General features: G+C 74.0%; 17 protein-coding genes. 9 read left to right on the forward strand and 8 right to left on the reverse strand.

Annotated elements, in window-relative coordinates:
- Entirely contained in the window at positions 1 to 2040 is a 2040-nt protein-coding gene (paaZ, locus tag IEZ03_RS04330) for a phenylacetic acid degradation bifunctional protein PaaZ (RefSeq protein WP_184884278.1), read from the forward strand.
- Positions 2041 to 2085: 45 nt separating this feature from the next.
- Here paaZ and IEZ03_RS04335 read toward each other — a convergent pair whose 3' ends face one another.
- Positions 2086 to 3465 (reverse strand): NADP-dependent succinic semialdehyde dehydrogenase, encoded by a 1380-nt coding sequence (locus IEZ03_RS04335; RefSeq protein WP_184884281.1) that lies wholly within the window; start codon positions 3463 to 3465, stop codon positions 2086 to 2088.
- A 99-nt stretch (positions 3466 to 3564) separates the two neighbouring features.
- Positions 3565 to 4383 (reverse strand): acyl-CoA thioesterase, encoded by an 819-nt coding sequence (locus IEZ03_RS04340; RefSeq protein WP_184884283.1) that lies wholly within the window; start codon positions 4381 to 4383, stop codon positions 3565 to 3567.
- A 187-nt stretch (positions 4384 to 4570) separates the two neighbouring features.
- On the opposite strand from IEZ03_RS04340, the gene pgi reads away from it, so the two are divergent.
- Entirely contained in the window at positions 4571 to 6217 is a 1647-nt protein-coding gene (gene pgi, locus IEZ03_RS04345; protein ID WP_184884285.1) for a glucose-6-phosphate isomerase, read from the forward strand.
- Between the two features lie 85 nt (positions 6218 to 6302).
- Here pgi and IEZ03_RS04350 read toward each other — a convergent pair whose 3' ends face one another.
- On the reverse strand, positions 6303 to 6560 hold the full coding sequence (locus IEZ03_RS04350; RefSeq protein WP_184884286.1) for an EF-hand domain-containing protein: 258 nt from the start codon (positions 6558 to 6560) through the stop codon (positions 6303 to 6305).
- Positions 6561 to 6653: 93 nt separating this feature from the next.
- Positions 6654 to 7379 (reverse strand): sugar isomerase domain-containing protein, encoded by a 726-nt coding sequence (locus tag IEZ03_RS04355; protein ID WP_184884288.1) that lies wholly within the window; start codon positions 7377 to 7379, stop codon positions 6654 to 6656.
- Between the two features lie 241 nt (positions 7380 to 7620).
- Between IEZ03_RS04355 and IEZ03_RS04360 the strand changes: the two genes are divergently transcribed.
- The 3 genes from IEZ03_RS04360 to IEZ03_RS04370 all read left to right on the forward strand — a co-directional run bounded on the left by IEZ03_RS04360 (position 7621) and on the right by IEZ03_RS04370 (position 10133).
- On the forward strand, positions 7621 to 8742 hold the full coding sequence (locus IEZ03_RS04360) for a carbohydrate kinase family protein (protein ID WP_229808005.1): 1122 nt from the start codon (positions 7621 to 7623) through the stop codon (positions 8740 to 8742).
- Positions 8743 to 9015: 273 nt separating this feature from the next.
- Positions 9016 to 9585 carry a hypothetical protein gene (locus tag IEZ03_RS04365; protein WP_184884290.1) on the forward strand — a complete coding sequence of 190 codons (570 nt, stop codon included), beginning with the start codon at positions 9016 to 9018 and terminating at the stop codon, positions 9583 to 9585.
- Positions 9582 to 10133 carry a hypothetical protein gene (locus IEZ03_RS04370; protein ID WP_184884292.1) on the forward strand — a complete coding sequence of 184 codons (552 nt, stop codon included), beginning with the start codon at positions 9582 to 9584 and terminating at the stop codon, positions 10131 to 10133. Before IEZ03_RS04365 ends, IEZ03_RS04370 begins: the two co-directional genes overlap by 4 nt.
- On the opposite strand, the gene IEZ03_RS04375 is transcribed toward IEZ03_RS04370, so the two are convergent.
- The gene (locus IEZ03_RS04375; RefSeq protein ID WP_184884294.1) at positions 10078 to 11034 is read right to left on the reverse strand and encodes an AraC family transcriptional regulator; all 957 of its coding nucleotides are present in this window, start codon (positions 11032 to 11034) and stop codon (positions 10078 to 10080) included. The genes IEZ03_RS04370 and IEZ03_RS04375 overlap by 56 nt on opposite strands.
- A gap of 81 nt (positions 11035 to 11115) precedes the next feature.
- Between IEZ03_RS04375 and IEZ03_RS04380 the strand changes: the two genes are divergently transcribed.
- Both IEZ03_RS04380 and IEZ03_RS04385 read left to right on the forward strand, forming a co-directional pair.
- Positions 11116 to 11961 carry a Rossmann-fold NAD(P)-binding domain-containing protein gene (locus tag IEZ03_RS04380; RefSeq protein ID WP_184884297.1) on the forward strand — a complete coding sequence of 282 codons (846 nt, stop codon included), beginning with the start codon at positions 11116 to 11118 and terminating at the stop codon, positions 11959 to 11961.
- Positions 11962 to 12040: 79 nt separating this feature from the next.
- Positions 12041 to 12517, forward strand: a complete 477-nt coding sequence (locus IEZ03_RS04385) for an anthrone oxygenase family protein (RefSeq protein WP_229808006.1) — start codon at positions 12041 to 12043, stop codon at positions 12515 to 12517.
- A 65-nt stretch (positions 12518 to 12582) separates the two neighbouring features.
- Here IEZ03_RS04385 and IEZ03_RS04390 read toward each other — a convergent pair whose 3' ends face one another.
- Complete coding sequence (locus IEZ03_RS04390) at positions 12583 to 14007, reverse strand: alpha/beta hydrolase family protein (RefSeq protein ID WP_221480719.1); 1425 nt, start codon at positions 14005 to 14007, stop codon at positions 12583 to 12585.
- A gap of 79 nt (positions 14008 to 14086) precedes the next feature.
- On the opposite strand from IEZ03_RS04390, the gene IEZ03_RS04395 reads away from it, so the two are divergent.
- Complete coding sequence (locus IEZ03_RS04395; protein WP_221480720.1) at positions 14087 to 14653, forward strand: winged helix-turn-helix domain-containing protein; 567 nt, start codon at positions 14087 to 14089, stop codon at positions 14651 to 14653.
- Positions 14654 to 14701: 48 nt separating this feature from the next.
- Positions 14702 to 15538 (forward strand): metallophosphoesterase family protein, encoded by an 837-nt coding sequence (locus tag IEZ03_RS04400; RefSeq protein WP_184884301.1) that lies wholly within the window; start codon positions 14702 to 14704, stop codon positions 15536 to 15538.
- A 49-nt stretch (positions 15539 to 15587) separates the two neighbouring features.
- Here the strand turns inward: IEZ03_RS04400 and IEZ03_RS04405 are convergent, their stop codons facing one another.
- Positions 15588 to 16172 (reverse strand): TetR/AcrR family transcriptional regulator, encoded by a 585-nt coding sequence (locus IEZ03_RS04405; RefSeq protein WP_221480721.1) that lies wholly within the window; start codon positions 16170 to 16172, stop codon positions 15588 to 15590.
- A gap of 237 nt (positions 16173 to 16409) precedes the next feature.
- Positions 16410 to 17906, reverse strand: a 1497-nt coding sequence (gene thiC, locus IEZ03_RS04410) for a phosphomethylpyrimidine synthase ThiC (protein WP_229808007.1), incomplete at its 5' end; no start/stop codon positions are given.

Genomic DNA, 17906 nt, shown 5'->3' on the forward strand with positions numbered 1-17906 from the left:
GTGGTCGTGCTGCGCAGTTATGTATCGGGTTCATGGCGTGCTCCGGACGGCGAGGGGGTGCCGCTGCGCGACGCCGTCACCGGGGACGAGGTCGCCCGGATCTCGTCGGCGGGCGTCGACATGGGCGGTGCGCTGGAGTACGGCCGGAGGGTCGGCGGCCCGGTGCTGCGGGAGCTGACGTTCCACCAGCGGGCGGCCCTGCTCAAGGCGCTGGCGTCCCACCTGCGGGAGCATCGCGAGGAGCTGTACGCCCTGTCGGTGCGGACGGGCGCGACCCTGGGGGATTCGAAGTTCGACGTCGACGGCGGCATCGGCGTCCTGTTCGCCTATTCGAGCAAGGGCAAGCGCGAGCTGCCGAACGACACGGTGCTGATCGAGGGGGACGTCGAGCCGCTCGGGAAGGGCGGGACGTTCGTCGGGCAGCACCTGTGCACCCCGTCGCACGGCGTCGCGGTGCAGATCAACGCGTTCAACTTCCCGGTCTGGGGGCCGCTGGAGAAGCTCGCGCCCGCGTTCCTCGCCGGCGTGCCGAGCCTGATCAAGCCCGCGAGCCAGACCGCCTACCTGACGGCCCGGCTCGTCGAGCTGATCGTCGAGTCCGGCATCCTGCCGGAGGGCACCGTGCAGCTGGTCTGCGGCGACCCGGGCGACCTGCTCGACCACCTCACCGAGCAGGACGTCGTCGGGTTCACCGGGTCGGCGTCCACCGCCCGGCTGCTGCGCACCCACCCCGCGATCGTGGGCAACGCGGTCCGGTTCAACGCCGAGGCCGACTCGCTGAACTGCTCGATCCTCGGGCCGGACGCCGCACCCGGCACCGCCGAGTTCGACCTGTACGTCAAGCAGCTCGTCGCGGAGATGACCGTCAAGGCGGGGCAGAAGTGCACCGCGATCCGCCGCGCGCTGGTCCCCGCGGCGCTCATCGACGACGTCGCCGACGCCGTCCGCGAGCGGCTGGCGAAGGTCACGGTCGGGAACCCGGCCGACCCGGAGGTGCGGATGGGCGCGCTCGCCGGCCTCGACCAGCGGGAGGAGGTGCGGCGCTCGCTGAAGGCGCTGCTGGACGCCGGGAGCCTCGTCTTCGGCGACCCCGGCCGCGTCGACGTGCGGGGCGCCGACGCCGAGCGGGGCGCGTTCATGTCGCCGATCCTGCTGCGCGCCGACGACACCGCGCGCGCCGAGCCGCACGAGGTCGAGGCGTTCGGGCCGGTCAGCACGCTGCTGCCCTACGACGGCGCCGAGGACGCCGTGCGGCTCGCGGTGCGGGGCCGCGGCAGCCTCGCCGGGTCGGTCGTGACCGCCGACGCGGAGTTCGCCCGGCACGTCGTGCTCGGCACCGCGCCGTGGCACGGGCGGCTGCTGGTGCTGAACTCCGAGGACGCCAAGGAGTCGACGGGGCACGGGTCGCCGCTGCCCGCGCTCGTCCACGGCGGCCCGGGACGCGCCGGAGGCGGCGAGGAGATGGGCGGGATCCGCGGGGTGGTGCACCACATGCGGCGCACCGCCGTGCAGGCCGGGCCCGCCATGCTGACCTCGATCACCGGGCGGTGGGTCCCCGGAACCGACCGGACGGTCACCGACGAGCACCCGTTCCGCAAGCACCTGGAGGACCTGCGCGTCGGCGACACCGCCGTCGGCGGCCCCCGGGCCGTGACCCTCGACGACGTGGAGCACTTCGCGGAGTTCACCGGCGACGTCTTCTACGCCCACATGGACGAGGAGGCCGCGAAGGCCAACCCGTTCTTCGGCGGGCGGGTCGCGCACGGCTACCTCGTCGTGTCGTTCGCCGCGGGGCTGTTCGTCGACCCCGCCCCCGGGCCCGTCCTGGCGAACTACGGGCTGGAGAACCTGAGGTTCCTCACCCCGGTCAAGCCCGGGGACGAGCTGACCGTCACGCTCACCGCCAAGCAGATCACGCCGCGCGAGGGCGCCGGCTACGGCGAGGTGCGCTGGGACACCGACGTCACCAACCAGGAGGGCGCCTCGGTCGCCAAGTACGACGTGCTGACGCTGGTCGCCAAGCGTCCCAAGCAGGACTGACGAGTCGCACCGGCGGCCCCGCCCGGCCGGGCGGGGCCGCCCGGGTCAGCCCACCCACACGGTCTTGGCGTTGCAGAAGGCGCGCATGCCCTCCGCCGACAGCTCGCGGCCGTAGCCGGAGCGCTTCACGCCGCCGAACGGCAGCTCCGGGTACGAGGTCGTCTTGCCGTTGATGAAGACCTGCCCGGCGTCCAGCTCGCGGACGAACCGCTCCCGTTCGGCGTCGTCGCGCGTCCAGGCGTTCGAGCCGAGCCCGAAGCCCGTCGCGTTCGCGACCTCGACGGCCTCCGCGATCCCGCCGACCCGGAAGAGGGAGGCGACCGGCCCGAAGACCTCCTCGTGGTACATGCGCATATCGGGCGTCACGCCGGAGAGGACGGTCGGCGGGTAGAACCAGCCGGTGCCGTCCAGGCGTTCGCCGCCGCACAGCACCTCGGCGCCCTTGCCCACCGCGTCGGCGACGAGCTCCTCGACCTCGGCGCGCCCCTCCTCGCTGACGAGGGGGCCGACGTCGGTGGACTCGTCCATCGGGTCGCCGACCCTCATCGCCCGCATGTTCCCGACGAACAGCCGCTCGAACTCGTCGGCGCACGCCGCGTCGACGATGAAGCGCTTGGCCGAGATGCAGCTCTGCCCGTTGTTGAGGCACCGCGAGTCGGCCGCCGTCCGCGCGGCGGCCTCGAGGTCGGCCGACGGCATCACCACGAACGGGTCGCTGCCGCCGAGCTCCAGGACGGTCGGCTTCACCTCGTCCCCGGCGATCGCGGCGACGGACCGCCCCGCGGGCTCGCTCCCGGTGAGCGTCGCGGCCTTCACCCGCGGGTCGCGCAGCACCCGCTCCACCTTGGACGAGCCGATGAGCAGCGTCTGGAACGCGCCCTCGGGGAACCCGGCGCGGCGGAAGAGGTCCTCCAGGAACAGGGCCGTCTGCGGGACGTTCGAGGCGTGCTTCAGGAGCCCGACGTTGCCCGCCATCAGGGCCGGCGCCGCGAACCTGATCACCTGCCAGAGCGGGAAGTTCCACGGCATGACCGCCAGCACCGGGCCGAGCGGCTCGTAGCGCACGTAGGCGTCGCTCGCGCCCACGTCCCCGGCGTCGGCCGGGCGCCTGCCGGCGAGGAACTCCTCCGCGTGCCCGGCGTAGAACCGGCACGCCTTGGCGCACTTCTGCGCCTCGGCCACGGCGGCCTTCAGCGTCTTGCCCATCTCCGTCGTCAGCATCGCGCCGATCCGGTCGGCCTCCCCGTCGAGGACGCCGGCCGCCGCGCGCATCCACTCCGCCCGCTGCCCGAGGCTCGTCGTCCGGAAGGAGGCGAACGTCTCCGCCGCCCGCGCGATCCGCCGGTCGACCTCCTCGTCGGCCAGCGCGTCGAAGGTCTTCTCGACCTCCCCCGTTGCGGGGTTGGTCGTGGCGATCGTCGTCATGTCGGGATACTCCCTGGATGTCCGCTGTTCTCAGCGGGGTGCCCGAGGGACCGTCCCGGAAACGCCCGGCGCGGGCGGCCGCGCCAAGCGGCGGGCCGGCTAGCTCCGTGCGGCGCCGGCCGCGGGACGCAGCAGCGCCTCCTGGGCGATCGAGGCGACCAGCGTCCCGTCCGCGGTGTGCAGCGTCCCCCGCGCGAGGCCGCGGGCGCCGTGGTTCGCGACCGGGCCGACCGAGTAGAGCAGCCACCGGTCGGCGCGCGGCGGCCGGTGGAACCACACCGCGTGGTCGAGCGTGACCGCCGTGACCAGGTCGCGCGGCGAGCCCGGCGCGCGGGCGCTGCTGACCACCCCCATGTCCGACAGGTAGGCGACCAGGCAGGCGTGCAGCGCCGGGTCGTCGTCCAGCGGCCCCGCCGCCCGGATCCAGAACGGGTGCGCGACCGGCCACTCGCCCTCCGGGGGCGGGTTCACGACGCGGACGTCGAAGCCCGGCGGATGGCGGAGGAACGCGGGCAGCTCCAGCGGCTCCAGCCCCTCGGGGCCCGGCACCCCGGCCGGGGCGCCGTCCTGCCAGTCGAACCCGTCCTCCGGGTCGTGGAACGAGGCGATGAGCTCCAGGATCGGCTTCCCGCCCTGGCTCGCCGTGACGTGCCGGGTCGAGAACGACCGGCCGTCGCGGGTCCGGGACACGTCGAAGGTCAGCGGCTCGTCCGGCGTCCCCGGGCGGATGAAGTAGGCGTGCAGGGAGTGCGGCGGGCGCCCGTCCGCCGTCAGGCACGCGGCGCGCAGGCTCTGCCCGGCGACCTGGCCGCCGAACAGCCGCGGGCGCCCGACCGGCGGCGAGGTGGCGAGGAAGGAGTCGCCGCCGAGCGCCGCCAGCTCGAACATCCGCGTGAGCTCCGTGGGGACCTCGCTCATCCGGGAACCTCCTGCGCCTCGCACCCCGCCTCGCACAGGGGGCGACCCTACCGGCGGCTCCGGTCGCCTGCGCGGCGGGGACCGGCCCTGATACGGTCACGCGCGGTCGACCTATGATCGCCGGTGGGGCGGCGCGGCACCCGGGGGACATCGGTGCCCGCACGCCCCTGAGGAGATGAGAGAGGCAATGTCAGATATCACCGAGTCGCCCGAGTGGTCCGCGCTGGCGGCGCATCAGGCGGAGATCGCCGGGCGGCACCTGCGCGAGCTCTTCGCGGACGATCCGGGGCGCGTCGGCCGCATGACCGTCACCGCGGGGGACCTCCTCCTGGACTACTCCAAGCACCGCGTCACCGGCGAGACGATGAGGCTGCTGACGGCGCTCGCCGAGCGGGCGGGGCTGCGCGGCCGGATCGAGGCGATGTTCACCGGCGAGCGCATCAACGTCAGCGAGGACCGCGCCGTCCTGCACACCGCGCTGCGGCTCCCGCCCGGCGAGTCGCTGACCGTGGACGGGCAGGACGTCGCCGGCGCCGTCCACGCCGTCCTGGACAAGATGGCCGACTTCTCCCGGCGGGTCCGCACGGGGGAGTGGACGGGCTTCACCGGCAAGCGCATCACGACCGTCGTCAACATCGGCATCGGCGGCTCCGACCTCGGGCCCGCCATGGCCTACGAGGCCCTCAGCGACTACGCGGACGCCGGCGTCGCCTGCCGGTTCGTCTCCAACATCGACCCCGCCGACATCGCCGGGAAGCTCGCCGGCCTCGACCCCGAGCAGACGCTGTTCGTCGTCAGCTCCAAGACGTTCGGCACGCTGGAGACCCTCACCAACGCCAAGGCGGCGCGGCGGTGGCTCGTCGACCGGCTCGGCGACGACGCCGCGGTCGCGCGGCACTTCGTCGCGGTGTCGACGAACGCCGAGCGCGTCGCCGAGTTCGGCATCGACCCCGCCAACATGTTCGTCTTCTGGGACTGGGTCGGCGGGCGCTACTCCTTCGACGGCGCCATCGGCCTCTCGCTGATGATCGCGATCGGCGGGGAGGCGTTCCGCGAGATGCTCGCCGGGTTCCGCGAGATCGACGAGCACTTCCGCGCCGCGCCGTTCGAGGAGAACATGCCGGTCGTGATGGGGCTGCTCGGCGTCTGGTACACCGACTTCTTCGGCGCGCAGACCCGGGCCGTCCTGCCCTACGCCCAGCGGCTGGCGCGCTTCCCCGCCTACCTCCAGCAGCTCACGATGGAGTCCAACGGCAAGTCGGTGCGGGCCGACGGGGCGCCCGTCGTCGCGCAGACCGGCGAGATCTTCTGGGGCGAGCCCGGCACCAACGGGCAGCACGCCTTCTACCAGCTCCTGCACCAGGGGACCCGGCTCGTCCCCGCCGACTTCATCGGCTTCGCCGAGCCGTTCGCGGAGCCGGAGGCCGAAGGGGCGGCGGGCATGCACGACCTGCTGACCGCGAACCTGCTCGCGCAGACCTCGGCGCTCGCGTTCGGCAAGACCGCCGAGGAGATCGCCGCCGAGGGGACGCCCGCGGAGCTCGTCCCGCACAAGGTCATGCCGGGCAACCGCCCGACCAGCACGATCCTGGCGCCGAAGCTCACCCCGAAGACGCTCGGCTCCCTGGTCGCGCTGTACGAGCAGATCGTGTTCGTCGAGGGGACGATCTGGGGCATCGACTCCTTCGACCAGTGGGGCGTCGAGCTCGGCAAGGTCATGGCGATGGACCTCGTGCCCGCGCTCACCTCCGCCGAGCCGCCGGGCGGGGCGCCCGACGCGTCGACCGCGGCCCTCGTCCGCCGGTACCGCGAACTGCGCGGCCGCAGGGTCTGACACCCCGGGTCCAGGACCCGGGTCCCGGAGCGACGGACGGGCCCGCCGGAACGGCCGGCGGGCCCGCCGGTGTCCTGCCGCGGGTTCAGGCGCGTGCGCCGGGCAGCGGGCCCCTCGCCCAGCCCTGGGACTCCAGGATCGCGCGGAACTCCCCGTAGGAGATGAACCCGTCGAGGTTGGTGTCCGCCTTCTCGAACCTGTCCTGCGTCTCGGCGCGCGTCCACGCGAGCCCGAGCTCGTCGAGGACGAGGGTGAACTCCATCAGGTCGAGCTTCTCGTCGCCGCCGAGGTCCGCGCGCTTGAACACGGCAAGAAGGTCGTCCCCGGCCGGTCTCGTCGTCATCTCGCTCCTCGTTCCGGTCCGATGTGGCCACGCATCATGTCATAAGGAGCGAGCCGGTCAATACGCGAAACGCCGCAGGAAGGAAGCCCTTTCCTACTCGCCAGTCAACTCCGGGACGCGGTGCCGGTACCGCTCCAGCAGCGCCGCGTTCACCGCGTCGCCGCCGGGCACGTTCGCGCTCGTCCAGCGGGCGGGGTCCGCGCCGCGCTCCGCCGCGAGGTCGTCGAGGGCGGCCAGGACGCGCGCCCACGCGTACGCGGCGAGCACCGTGGAGACGGCGGCCGTGCGGGGCGCCCCCGCGGGATGCAGGACGTCGCCGGGCGGGACGCGGGTGTCCAGGACGATCCGGGCGTGATCGGCCAGCGTCGTGGCGGTCCGGGCCGCGGCGCCCCGCGCAGCCCGCACCGACGTCACCGCGACCACCGGCACCTCCCGCGCCGCGCACTCCGCGGCGATCTCGACCGGGTAGGGGTTGCGGCCGCTGGTGGAGAACACGACCGCGACGTCGGGCGGGGCGGGCGCCGCTGCTTCCACGACGGCGCGGCCGGCCCCGGCGCGCCGCTCGGCGCGGGTGCTGCGCACGGCGCCGCCGAGCGGGAGGACCCGGGGGTCCCAGACGGGGCGGACCGCGGCGAGGCCGCCGGCCCGGTAGAACGTCTCGCACACCAGGGCGAGGGAGTGCCCGGCCCCCGCGACGTGCACGATCCCGCCGGCCTCGACCGAGTCCAGCAGGAGCGCGGCGGCCTCCCCGATCGCCTCGCCGGAGGCCGTGTCGAGATCGTCCAGCAGTCCTCGGACCCGGGCGGGAAAGTCGGTCATCGGGCAGCTCCTCCTCGCGTTCCACCCGTGGCGACCGGTGGAACCACTTGGTGGTCAACGGGCGGCGGCGTCGCGCGACCCGGCGAAATCTCCCAGCTCCATACGGAAAGGAGAGCACTCAAGGGGAAAAACGGGCAGTCAGTCGACCGGGTTCCGGCTGTACGTTCGACGTAGACGTGTTTGTCAGCCGTGCGGGCTAGGGTCCGGAGGACCGTGCCCAGCCTCGCACCCGGGGGGCCTCGTGACTCAGCAGACCGCGCCGGGCGTGCCGCCGGAGCCGTCCCTCGCCGATCCCTGCGCCGAGCGCGGGCCGGCGGGGGAGCGGCTGCGCGGCGGGAGCGGCCCGGCGCCCGCGCTGGACGTGTTCCTGTCCGGCCGCGTGTTCATGGACATGATCTTCACCGGGCTGCCGGGGCTGCCGCCGCCGGGCACCGAGCTCGTCACCGACGGGCTCGGCTCGGCCCCCGGCGGCGTCGCCAACATCGCCGTCGCGATGAGCCGGCTCGGCCTGCGGGTGGGGCTGGCGGCGCCGTTCGGCGACGACATGTTCGGCGCCTACCTGTGGCGGACCCTCGCCGAGCAGGAGGGCGTCGACCTCGGGCTGTCCCGGCGGGTCCGCGGCTGGCCGACGCCGGTGACGGTGTCGATGGCCTACGACTCCGACCGCAGCATGGTGACCTATGCCCGCCCCGTGCCGGGCCCGGTGGACGACCTGGCGGGCGAGCCGCCGCCGTCCGCCCGGGCGTGCTTCGTCGACGTCGACCGCCCCGTCCCGCCGTGGATCCCGGCCATGCGCGGCCGCGGCGCGCTGGTCTTCGGCGACCTCGGCTGGGACCAGACCGGCGCCTGGCCCGCCGAGGTCCTCGACCGGCTCCGCCACGTGGACGTGTTCCTGCCGAACGCCGCCGAGGCGATGGCCTACACCCGCACGGGCACGCCGCTGGAGGCCGCCGAGGCCCTGGCCGAGCGCGTCCCGGTCGTCGTGGTGAAGCGCGGCGGGGACGGCGCCATCGCGATCGACTCGGCGACCGGGGAGCGGGCCGAGGTGGGCGCGCTGCCGGTCGAGGCGCTCGACCCGACCGGCGCGGGCGACGTCTTCGCCGCAGGTTTCGTGTTCGGCACCCTCGCCGGCCTCCCGCTCGCCGAGCGGCTCCGGTTCGCCAACCTGTGCGCCGGCCTGTCGGTGCGGCACCACAGCGGCTCGCTGGGCTCGCCGTGCTGGGGCGAGATCGCCGCCTTCGGCGAGTCGGGCGAGGTCCCCGAGTCGGTCCTGGCCGACTACGCGTTCGTTGTCCAGTTCATCCCGGATGCGGCCGACGACTCGCCCGTCCGCGCCGAGCCCACCCTCCGCATCGGCGGGTGACCCCGCCCCCCGCTAGCGAGTGATCCGACGGGACGCAAGGCCGGGGCCGCCTGCGGCCATCCGGCGACGAAATCGCTCTCGGAGGTTGACGCCGCACGGGTGCCGGTCTCATCTGGGCCGGAAATTCGCCCGCGTCGCGTTCGGCGGGCGCATGCGGCGGGGCCGCCGTCCGGTATCGGCCCGGCACGGCGACAAAGGCGCGGAGTGCTGTGACTGTTGATCGTGACGCAGTCGCACCGACACGAAACGCACCACGGCGCGAGGGAGCCGTTCATGACCGCGATCGCCCATCAGTCGAAGCTGATGACAGGGCTCAACACCCGGAACCACCGAGCCGCTCTCAACGTGTTCCTGTTCATCGTGCTCGCCCACTGGGCCGAGCACGTCGTCCAGGCCGTCCAGATCTGGGTCCTCGGGCGGCCCGCGGCGGAGTCCCGCGGTGTGGCCGGGCAGTGGTTCCCCTGGCTGGTCACGTCGGAGGCGCTGCACTACGGGTACGCCCTGGTGATGCTGGCGGGCTTCATCCTGGTGCGCCGCGGCTTCACGGGACGGTCGCGGACGTGGTGGAACATCGCGCTCTACATCCAGGTCTGGCACCACTTGGAGCACCTGCTGCTGTTCATCCAGGCGCACGCCGGCGCGAACCTGGGCGGCCGGCCCGTGCCGACCAGCCTCATCCAGTTCCTGATACCGCGGGTGGAGCTGCACCTGTTCTACAACGGGGTCGTGTTCGCCCCGATGGTGGTCGCGATGCTGCTCCACCGCCGCGACGCGCCGGAGCCCCGCGACGGCGCGGCCACCTGCGACTGCGCCGGCGACCGTGGCCGTCCCGCCGAAGTATGACCGGCGTCCGGGAACCAGGCCGGGACCCGGAGGAACCAGGCCGGGACCCGGAACGCGACGACGCCGGGCCGCCGGGCGGCCGGCGCCGCGCCCGCGGGGCGCCGTCGGGATTCACCGTGACGGTCACGGCCGCACTGGCGTTCCTGCTGCTGTTCTTCACTGTGCCGAACCTGGGCGCGGTATGGCGGGCGGCACGCGCCGACGGGGCGTCCGGGACGTTCACCGCCGAGCGCCTGTCGTGCGTCGAGCACCCGGGTCACGAGTCGTGCTCCTGGTACGGCACGTTCATGCCCGCCGCCGGTTCGGAGGCGCACGAGACGAGCATGTACGGCGCCGGGCGCGGCGACCTCTCCGCCGGCGAGCGGGTGCCCGCGATCGACGTCGGGAGACCGAGCCGGGTGTACTCGGTGGACGGGTCGCGGGAATGGATCCCGACCGGGCTCACCCTGATCGCCGCCGCGGGGCTGTGCGTGCCGCTCGCCCGCAGGCTGCTCAGCCGGGTACGGCCGTCCGGGCGGGCGCGGCGGAGCGGTACTCCTGCGGGCTGACGCCGTGCTGGCGCTTGAAGGCCGTGCTGAGCGCGAACGCGGTGCCGTAGCCGACCCGGCGCGCCACCGCCTCCAGCGTCGCGTCGCTCTCGCGGAGCAGGTCCGCGGCCTGGGCGAGGCGTATCCCGGTGAGGTACGCCATGGGCGGCTCGCCGGTCAGCTTCGTGAACCGCTGCGCGAGCGCGGCGCGGGAGACGCCCACCGCGGCGGCGAGGCCGGCGACGGTCCAGGGGTGCGACAGGTCGTCGTGCAGGAGCCGCAGTGCCGGGCCGACGACCGGGTCGCCGTGGGCGCGGTACCAGCCGGGCGCCTCGGCGCCCGGGCGGGCGAACCACGCCCGCAGCGTCCCGACGAGCAGCAGGTCGAGCAGGCGGTCGAGGACGATGTCCTGGCCGGGCTCGTCCTTGCCGACCTCCTCGCCGAGCACGCCGACCAGCGGTGACCGCCACTCGTCGCCGCGGACGACCGCCAGCGGCGGGAGGGCGGCCAGCAGCCGCCGGGTGACGGCGCCGCGCATCTGGTAGGTGCCGACGAGGATGACCGCCGGCCCGCCGGGGTCGTTGCCCCAGGCGCGGACGCCGAGGTCCATCGTCCCCGACATGCTCGTCCCGTCCGGCGTGGTGCACACCTGCCCCGGGTGGATGACGATCTGCGGCTCGGTCCCGGGCGCGTCGCTGACGGTGTAGGGGTCGGGGCCACGGAGGATCGCCATGTCGCCGGGGGAGACGCGCCGCGGCTCGGCGCCGTCGGGGGTCAGCCACGCGTCGCCGCTCACCATCGACAGCAGCGTGATGGGCGCCTCGTCCTGGATCCGCAGCGACCACGGCGGGCTGAACGACGCGCGGAGCATGAACGCGCCTCGTGCCCGAGGCCCGTCGAGGAGGTCGGTCAGGGCGTCCATGCGGCAAGCGTAGACGCCGGCGTATGCGGGCGAGCTTCTCGGCGATGGCGGCCGGAACCGCCCGGCAGTTGACTCGGGGACATGACGAACGACGTGCGGAACATCGAGAACGGCCTCACCCTCGTCCTCGGCGGCACAGGCAAGACCGGCCGCCGCGTCGTGGAGCGGCTGGAGGCCCTGGACGTCCCGGTGCGGATGGGCTCCCGGTCGGCGGCGCCCGCCTTCCACTGGGAGGACGCGACGACCTGGGGACCCGTCCTGCGGGACGTCGAGAAGGTCTACCTGTCCTACTACCCGGACCTCGCGGCCCCCGGCGCGGCCGAGGCCATCGGCTCCTTCACCCGGCAGGCCCGGGACGCCGGCGTGCGGCACGCGGTGCTCCTGTCCGGCAGGGGCGAGGACGAGGCGCAGGAGTGCGAGCGCATCGTCCAGGCGTCCGGCATGGACTGGACGGTCGTGCGGGCGAGCTGGTTCGCGCAGAACTTCAGCGAGGACTACCTCCTCGACCCCGTCCGCGCGGGCGAGGTCGCCCTGCCCTCCGGGGACGTGCCGGAGCCGTTCGTGGACGCCGACGACATCGCGGACGTGGCGGTCGCGGCGCTCACCCGCGGCGGGCACACCGGCGAGGTCTACGAGGTGACCGGGCCCCGCGCCCTCACCATGGCCGAGGCCGTCGCCGAGATCGGCCGCTCGGCGGGGCGGGACATCGCGTTCGTCCCGGTCGCCGTGGACGACTACGCCGCCGTGCTCAAGGAGCACGGCCTGCCGGGGGAGCTGATCGCCTTCCTGACGTACCTGTTCTCGACCGTCCTGGACGGACGCAACTCCCTGCCCGCCGACGGCGTGCGGCGCGCGCTCGGGCGCGCGCCGCGGGACTTCGCCGAGTACGCGCGGCTGACCGCGGCCAGCGGCGTCTGGAACACCTGACCCGGCCCCCGACCCGACCCTTCGAGGGCCCCTTCGACAGATCGGAACGACGATGAGATCCGTACTCGCCGGGACTTCGGTGACCCTTTCCCTCATCATGGCCGCCGGCATGACCGGGGCCTACTTCGCCTTCTCCACCGGCGTGATGCCGGGCCTGAACGCGGCGCGGCCGGCGGCGGCCGTCGAGGCCATGCAGGGCATGAACCAGAAGATCCAGAACCCGCTGTTCATCGCCATGTTCCTGCTGATCCCGGTCGTGGCGATCGCGGCGGGAGTGCTGCTGCTGACCCTGGACGAGAAGTCCGCGGCCGTCCTGTTCTTCGTCGCGGCCGGCGTGTACTTCGCGGGTGCGCTCGTCCCGAGCTTCGCGGTGAACATCCCGATGAACAACGCCCTGGACGGCACGGCGATCCCGGCGGACGCCGCGGAGGCGGCGAAGGTCTGGGCGGACTACTCCGGCCGTTGGACGGCCTGGAACAACCTGAGGGCCGTGGCCAGCTGGGTGAGCATCCTCGCGATGAGCCTGGGCGTCTACTTCTGGGGCAAGGACGCTTGAACGCGCCACGGGGACGCGGCCCGCACTTCACGGGAGCCGGGCCGCGTCCCCTGGTCGAGGCTGAGTCAGGGGACGAGCAGACCCCAGTAGACGGCCCACGGGACGAACACGGCACCCGCGGTGAGCAGGAGGCCGAGCCGGACGCGCTCGGCCACCGGGACGGAACCGGCGGCCCGCCGCCACGACACCGCGGTCGCGGCCCCCGCGCAGACGGCGGCCGCGGCGAGCCCCTGCAGCGCCAGCCACGGCAGCGGACGGCCCGCCAGAACGGGGCCCGGGTCCGGATACCTCCCCGCCGCCATCAGGTAGAAGATGTAGAAGACCAGGCCGGCGGCCGCGGTGAGCCCCGCCCCGGCGAGCAGGCCCGCCCAGCGGCTCACCGGGCGCACCGTCCTGCCGCGCAGCCGGCGCGCCAGGGCGGCGAGCGGGTAGCCGGCGAACGCGACGACGAACAGCGCGAGCGCCGCGGTCTGCATCCAGACGGACGCCCACCACGGCGACGGCGCGATGGCGACGCTCGGGTAGTCCTGCTCCGGGAGCGGCGCGGTATCGGCGTCGGGGAGGCGCCCGCTCGTCACGTCGCGGACCCACGAGCCGACCAGGTCGGCGTAGCCGGGGGCCAGCGCGTCGCCGCGGGTGAGGCCCCGGTCCGGAGTCTCGTGGACGCCGTGGTCGGCCTCCGGGAAGAAGCGGAACGTGTAGTGGGTGTTGCCGCCGCGCCGGAGCGCCCGCGCGAACAGCGGCGGATTGTCCTCGGGCGGGGTCTGCAGGTCGCGGCCGCCCCAGATCCCGAGCACCGGCTGGCGGACCCGCTCCAGGACGCCCGGGGCGTCGTGGAACGCCTCGGCGAACAGGTCCGCGTCCGCCCCCAGCCGGGCGAAGTTGCGCTTGCCGCGGTCGATCAGCGAACCGGACACGCCCGCCCGGCGCAGCCCGGAGGACTCGTTCCAGACCTGCTGGCGGATCGGGGTCATCGCGTTGCCGCCGACCACGATCACGAACGCCGCGTCGGCGGACCGGGACGCGGCGAGCGGCGCCACCCAGCCGCCCTCGCTCAGCCCCCAGAGCCCCACCTTCGCGGGATCGACGCCGGGTTGCGCGCGCAGCTCGCGCACGGCGCCGAGCGCGTCGTCGGCCAGTTCGGAGTAGGAGCGGCGGAACTGGGTGTACCCGGCCGACCTCTTGTCGTAGATCAGGACGGCGAGGCCCCGCCGCGCGAACTCGGTGGCCTCGGTGAGCAGGTACTCGCGCGGGACGCCGGACCCGGACCCCGTCACGAGCACGACGCCCGGCAGGGGCCCGCGCGCCTTCTGCGGCGCCAGCACCGTGCCGCGCAGGGTGAGCCCGCCGAACCCCTGGAAGCTCACCTCGGTCGCGGTCAGGCCGGCGGGCGCCGGGACCGGGCCGGCCGCCGAGGCCGCCGGGGGGCTCAAGACGCTCAGCAGCGCGCCGACGATCAGCGTCAGCGCGGCGGTCATCACTGTTCTCATGCTCGGGACCGTAGTCTGCAGAGAAAGTTCTGCAAAGGATTCTCTGCAAAGATCCTTCTGTAGAACTAGACTGCTCCTCATGAAGGACGATTCCGAGCCCGTCATCCTGGACGACCCCGGACGGATGAAGGCGCTCAGCCACCCGCTGCGCCGCCGGATCCTGCACCGGCTCCGCGTGCACGGCCCCGCGACGTCGACGACGATCGGGGAAGTGCTCGGGGCCAACACCGGGACGACCAGCTACCACCTGCGCCAGCTGGAGAAGCACGGGTTCATCGAGGAGATCCCCGAGCGGTCGGCCGGGCGGGAGCGCTGGTGGCGCCGTGCCGAGACCCCGCGCGACGTGCGCATGCCCCGGCCGGACACCGTCGCCCCGGAGGACCAGCCCGTCATCGACGAGCTGCTGCGCGTCCGCCACGCCGAGGACATGGAGCTCTTCAGCAGGCTTCCCGAGGAGTACCGGCGCGACCACGCCTGGGCCCTGCTCTCACGGGGATTCGCCCATATGACCGAGGAGGGCCTCGCCGAGTTCTTCGAGGCCTACATCCGCCTGCTGCAGGAGCACAGCCACGACCGAGAGGACGCGCCGCCGGGCGCGCGCCCGGTCCACATCCGGCTCTTCACGCTCCCCGCCGACACGGACTGAGGCACCGCCGCGGGAGCCGCCGTGCCGCGCGGGGCTTACGATCCTGGGATGAGCGGTGTCTACGCGATCAGCGACCTGCACGTCGGGTTCCCCGAGAACCGCGCGTTCGTCGAGGAGCTGCGGCCCGCGTCCGGCGGCGACTGGCTCATCGTCGCCGGCGACGTCGCCGAGCGCTTCGCCGACGTCGAGTGGACGCTGCGCACCCTGAGCGAACGCTTCGCCACCGTGATCTGGACGCCCGGCAACCACGAGCTGTGGACGATCAAGGACGACCCGGTGCGGCTGCGCGGGGAGGCCCGCTACCGCAGGCTCGTCGACATGTGCCGCGGCCTCGGCGTCCTGACCCCCGAGGACCCGTATCCCGTGTGGGACGGCGACGGCGGGCCCGTGACGGTCGCGCCGCTGTTCATCCTGTACGACTACACGTTCCGGCCGGACGGCGCGTCCACCAAGGAGGAGGCCCTCGCGATCGCGCACGAGGCCGGCGTCGTGTGCACCGACGAGATTTTCCTCCACCCGGACCCGCACCCCACGCGGGACGCCTGGTGCGACGCCCGGATCGCCTACACCGAGAAGCGCCTCGCCGCCCTCGAACCGGGGACGCGGACCGTCCTCGTCAACCACTGGCCGCTCGTCCGCGAGCCCACCCGCGTCCTCTGGTACCCGGAGTTCGCCCAGTGGTGCGGCACCGAGCGCACCGCCGGCTGGCACGACCGCTTCAGCGCGGTGTCCGTCGTGTACGGGCACCTCCACATCCCCCGGACGATCTGGACCGGCGACGTCCCGCACATCGAGGTGTCGGTCGGCTACCCCCGCGAGTGGCGCAAGCGGGGCGACGCGCCGCGCGGTCCCCGCCGGATCCTGCCCGTCCCGGAGACACAATGACCGGGCCCGTGCTCGGCCTGCCCGTGCTCGGCCTGCCCGTGCGGCGCGGCTAGCGCGCGGCCGCCTTGCCGCGGGCCAGCCCGGTCGCGGCCAGCGACAGCAGCCGCTCCGCCGCCTCCGGGTCGTCCTCGGTGACCATCGCGATCGCGCCCGCGAGCCGGAGCGCGTCGATGAACACGGCGTCCCGCGGCACGTCCCCGGCCTCCTGGGCGCGGGCGAACAGCGCCCCGCCGGCCTCGCGCACCGCCCGGGCCGCCTCCGGCCGGTCGTCGCGCAGCGACACCACGGCCGCCGCCGCCATCCCGCGGAACGCGGTGACCCCCGAGACGAACGCGCGCAGCCACTCCAGGAGCCCGTCACCGGGCGACGGGGAGAGCATCAGCTCGCGCGCCTTGGCGGCCAGCTCGCCGTAGGCGTCGGCGAGCAGCGCCTCCAGGAGGTCCTGCCGAGTCGGGAAGTGGCGGTAGAGCGTCCCGATGCCGACGCCGGCGAGCCGGGCGACGCCCTCCAGGGACGCGTCGGCGCCGTCGCGCCCGAACGTCTCCCGTGCCGCGCCGATCAGCCTGGCCCGGTTGCGGCGCACGTCGGCGCGCAGCGCCCGGGCGGGCGCCTTCGGCGAGTCGTCGCTGGTCAACTGGGTCGTCGATCCTTCCCGGCGGGTCTATGGGCCTGCGGCGATTCGGGGGGATCCGCGGCTTTGGAACGGTCCCTCGATAGTAGCCGCGCCCCTCCGCCGGCCTCGCCGGGGGGATGCGCGAGACCCGCCGCGGCCGATGCCGCGGCGGGTCTCGCGGTCCGCTCAAGGCCGTCCGGGGACGCCGCCGGAGCGGACCGCGCTCGGTCAGGCGCAGCCTGGGCGGGCGCCGCCGGGTCAGCCGCCGCCGGGGGAGAGCGGCAGGTAGACCCGCCCGCCGGCGGCCTTGAACTCCTCGGCCTTCTCCCGCATCCCCTCGCCGAGGGCGGCGTCCTCGGCGAGGCCGCGCTCCTCGGCGAACCGGCGCACATCGCGGGTGATCTTCATCGAGCAGAAGTGCGGGCCGCACATGGAGCAGAAGTGCGCGGTCTTCGCCGGTGCGGCCGGGAGCGTCTCGTCATGGAAGGAGCGGGCCGTGTCCGGGTCGAGGGACAGGTTGAACTGGTCCTCCCACCGGAAGTCGAACCGCGCCTCCGACAGCGCGTCGTCCCACGCCTGCGCGCCCGGATGCCCCTTCGCCAGGTCCGCGGCGTGCGCCGCGATCTTGTAGGCGATGACGCCGGCCTTGACGTCGTCGCGGTCCGGCAGCCCGAGGTGCTCCTTCGGCGTGACGTAGCAGAGCATGGCGGTGCCGTGGTGGCCGATCATCGCGGCGCCGATCGCCGAGGTGATGTGGTCGTAGCCGGGCGCGATGTCGGTGGTCAGCGGGCCGAGCGTGTAGAACGGCGCCCCGTCGCACCACTCCTGCTGGAGGTCGACGTTCTCCTTGATCTTGTGCATCGGGACGTGCCCGGGCCCCTCGTTCATCACCTGGTTGCCGTACTCGGCGGCGATCTTCGTCAGCTCGCCCTGGGTGCGCAGCTCGGCGAACTGCGCCTCGTCGTTGGCGTCGGCGATGGAGCCGGGGCGCAGGCCGTCCCCGAGCGACCAGGTGATGTCGTAGGCCGCGAAGATCTCGCACAGCTCGCGGAAGCGGGTGTAGAGGAAGTTCTCCTCGTGGTGCGCCAGGCACCACGCCGCCATGATCGACCCGCCGCGGGAGACGATCCCGGTCTTGCGGTTCGCCGTCAGCGGCACGTACCGCAGCAGGACCCCGGCGTGGACGGTCATGTAGTCCACGCCCTGCTCGGCCTGCTCGATCACGGTGTCGCGGAAGACCTCGAACGTCAGGTCCGCCGGGTTGCCGCCCACCTTCTCCACGGCCTGGTACAGCGGGACGGTCCCCACCGGCACCGGCGAGTTGCGCAGGATCCACTCGCGCGTGGTGTGGATGTCGCGGCCGGTCGACAGGTCCATGATCGTGTCGGCGCCCCAGCGGGTCGCCCACGTCATCTTCTCGACCTCGTCGTCGATCGACGACGCCACCGCCGAGTTGCCGATGTTGGCGTTCACCTTGACCAGGAACCTCTTCCCGATCACCATCGGCTCGATCTCGGGGTGGTTGACGTTGGCGGGCAGCACGGCCCGCCCCGCCGCGAGCTCCTCGCGGACGACCTCCGGCGCCACGCCCTCGCGCAGCGCCGCGAACTCCATCTCCGGCGTGATCTCCCCGCGCCGCGCGTAGGCCCGCTGGGTCACGGCGCCGCCGGCCGCGCGGCGCGGCCGGCGCGGCGGGAAGCCGCCGGGGGCCGGCGCCCCGCCCCCCGCGGCGCGGCGGGCGGCGTCCTCCGGGCG

The organism is Actinomadura livida, assembly GCF_014648675.1.
GTDB classification, from domain to species: domain Bacteria; phylum Actinomycetota; class Actinomycetes; order Streptosporangiales; family Streptosporangiaceae; genus Spirillospora; species Spirillospora livida.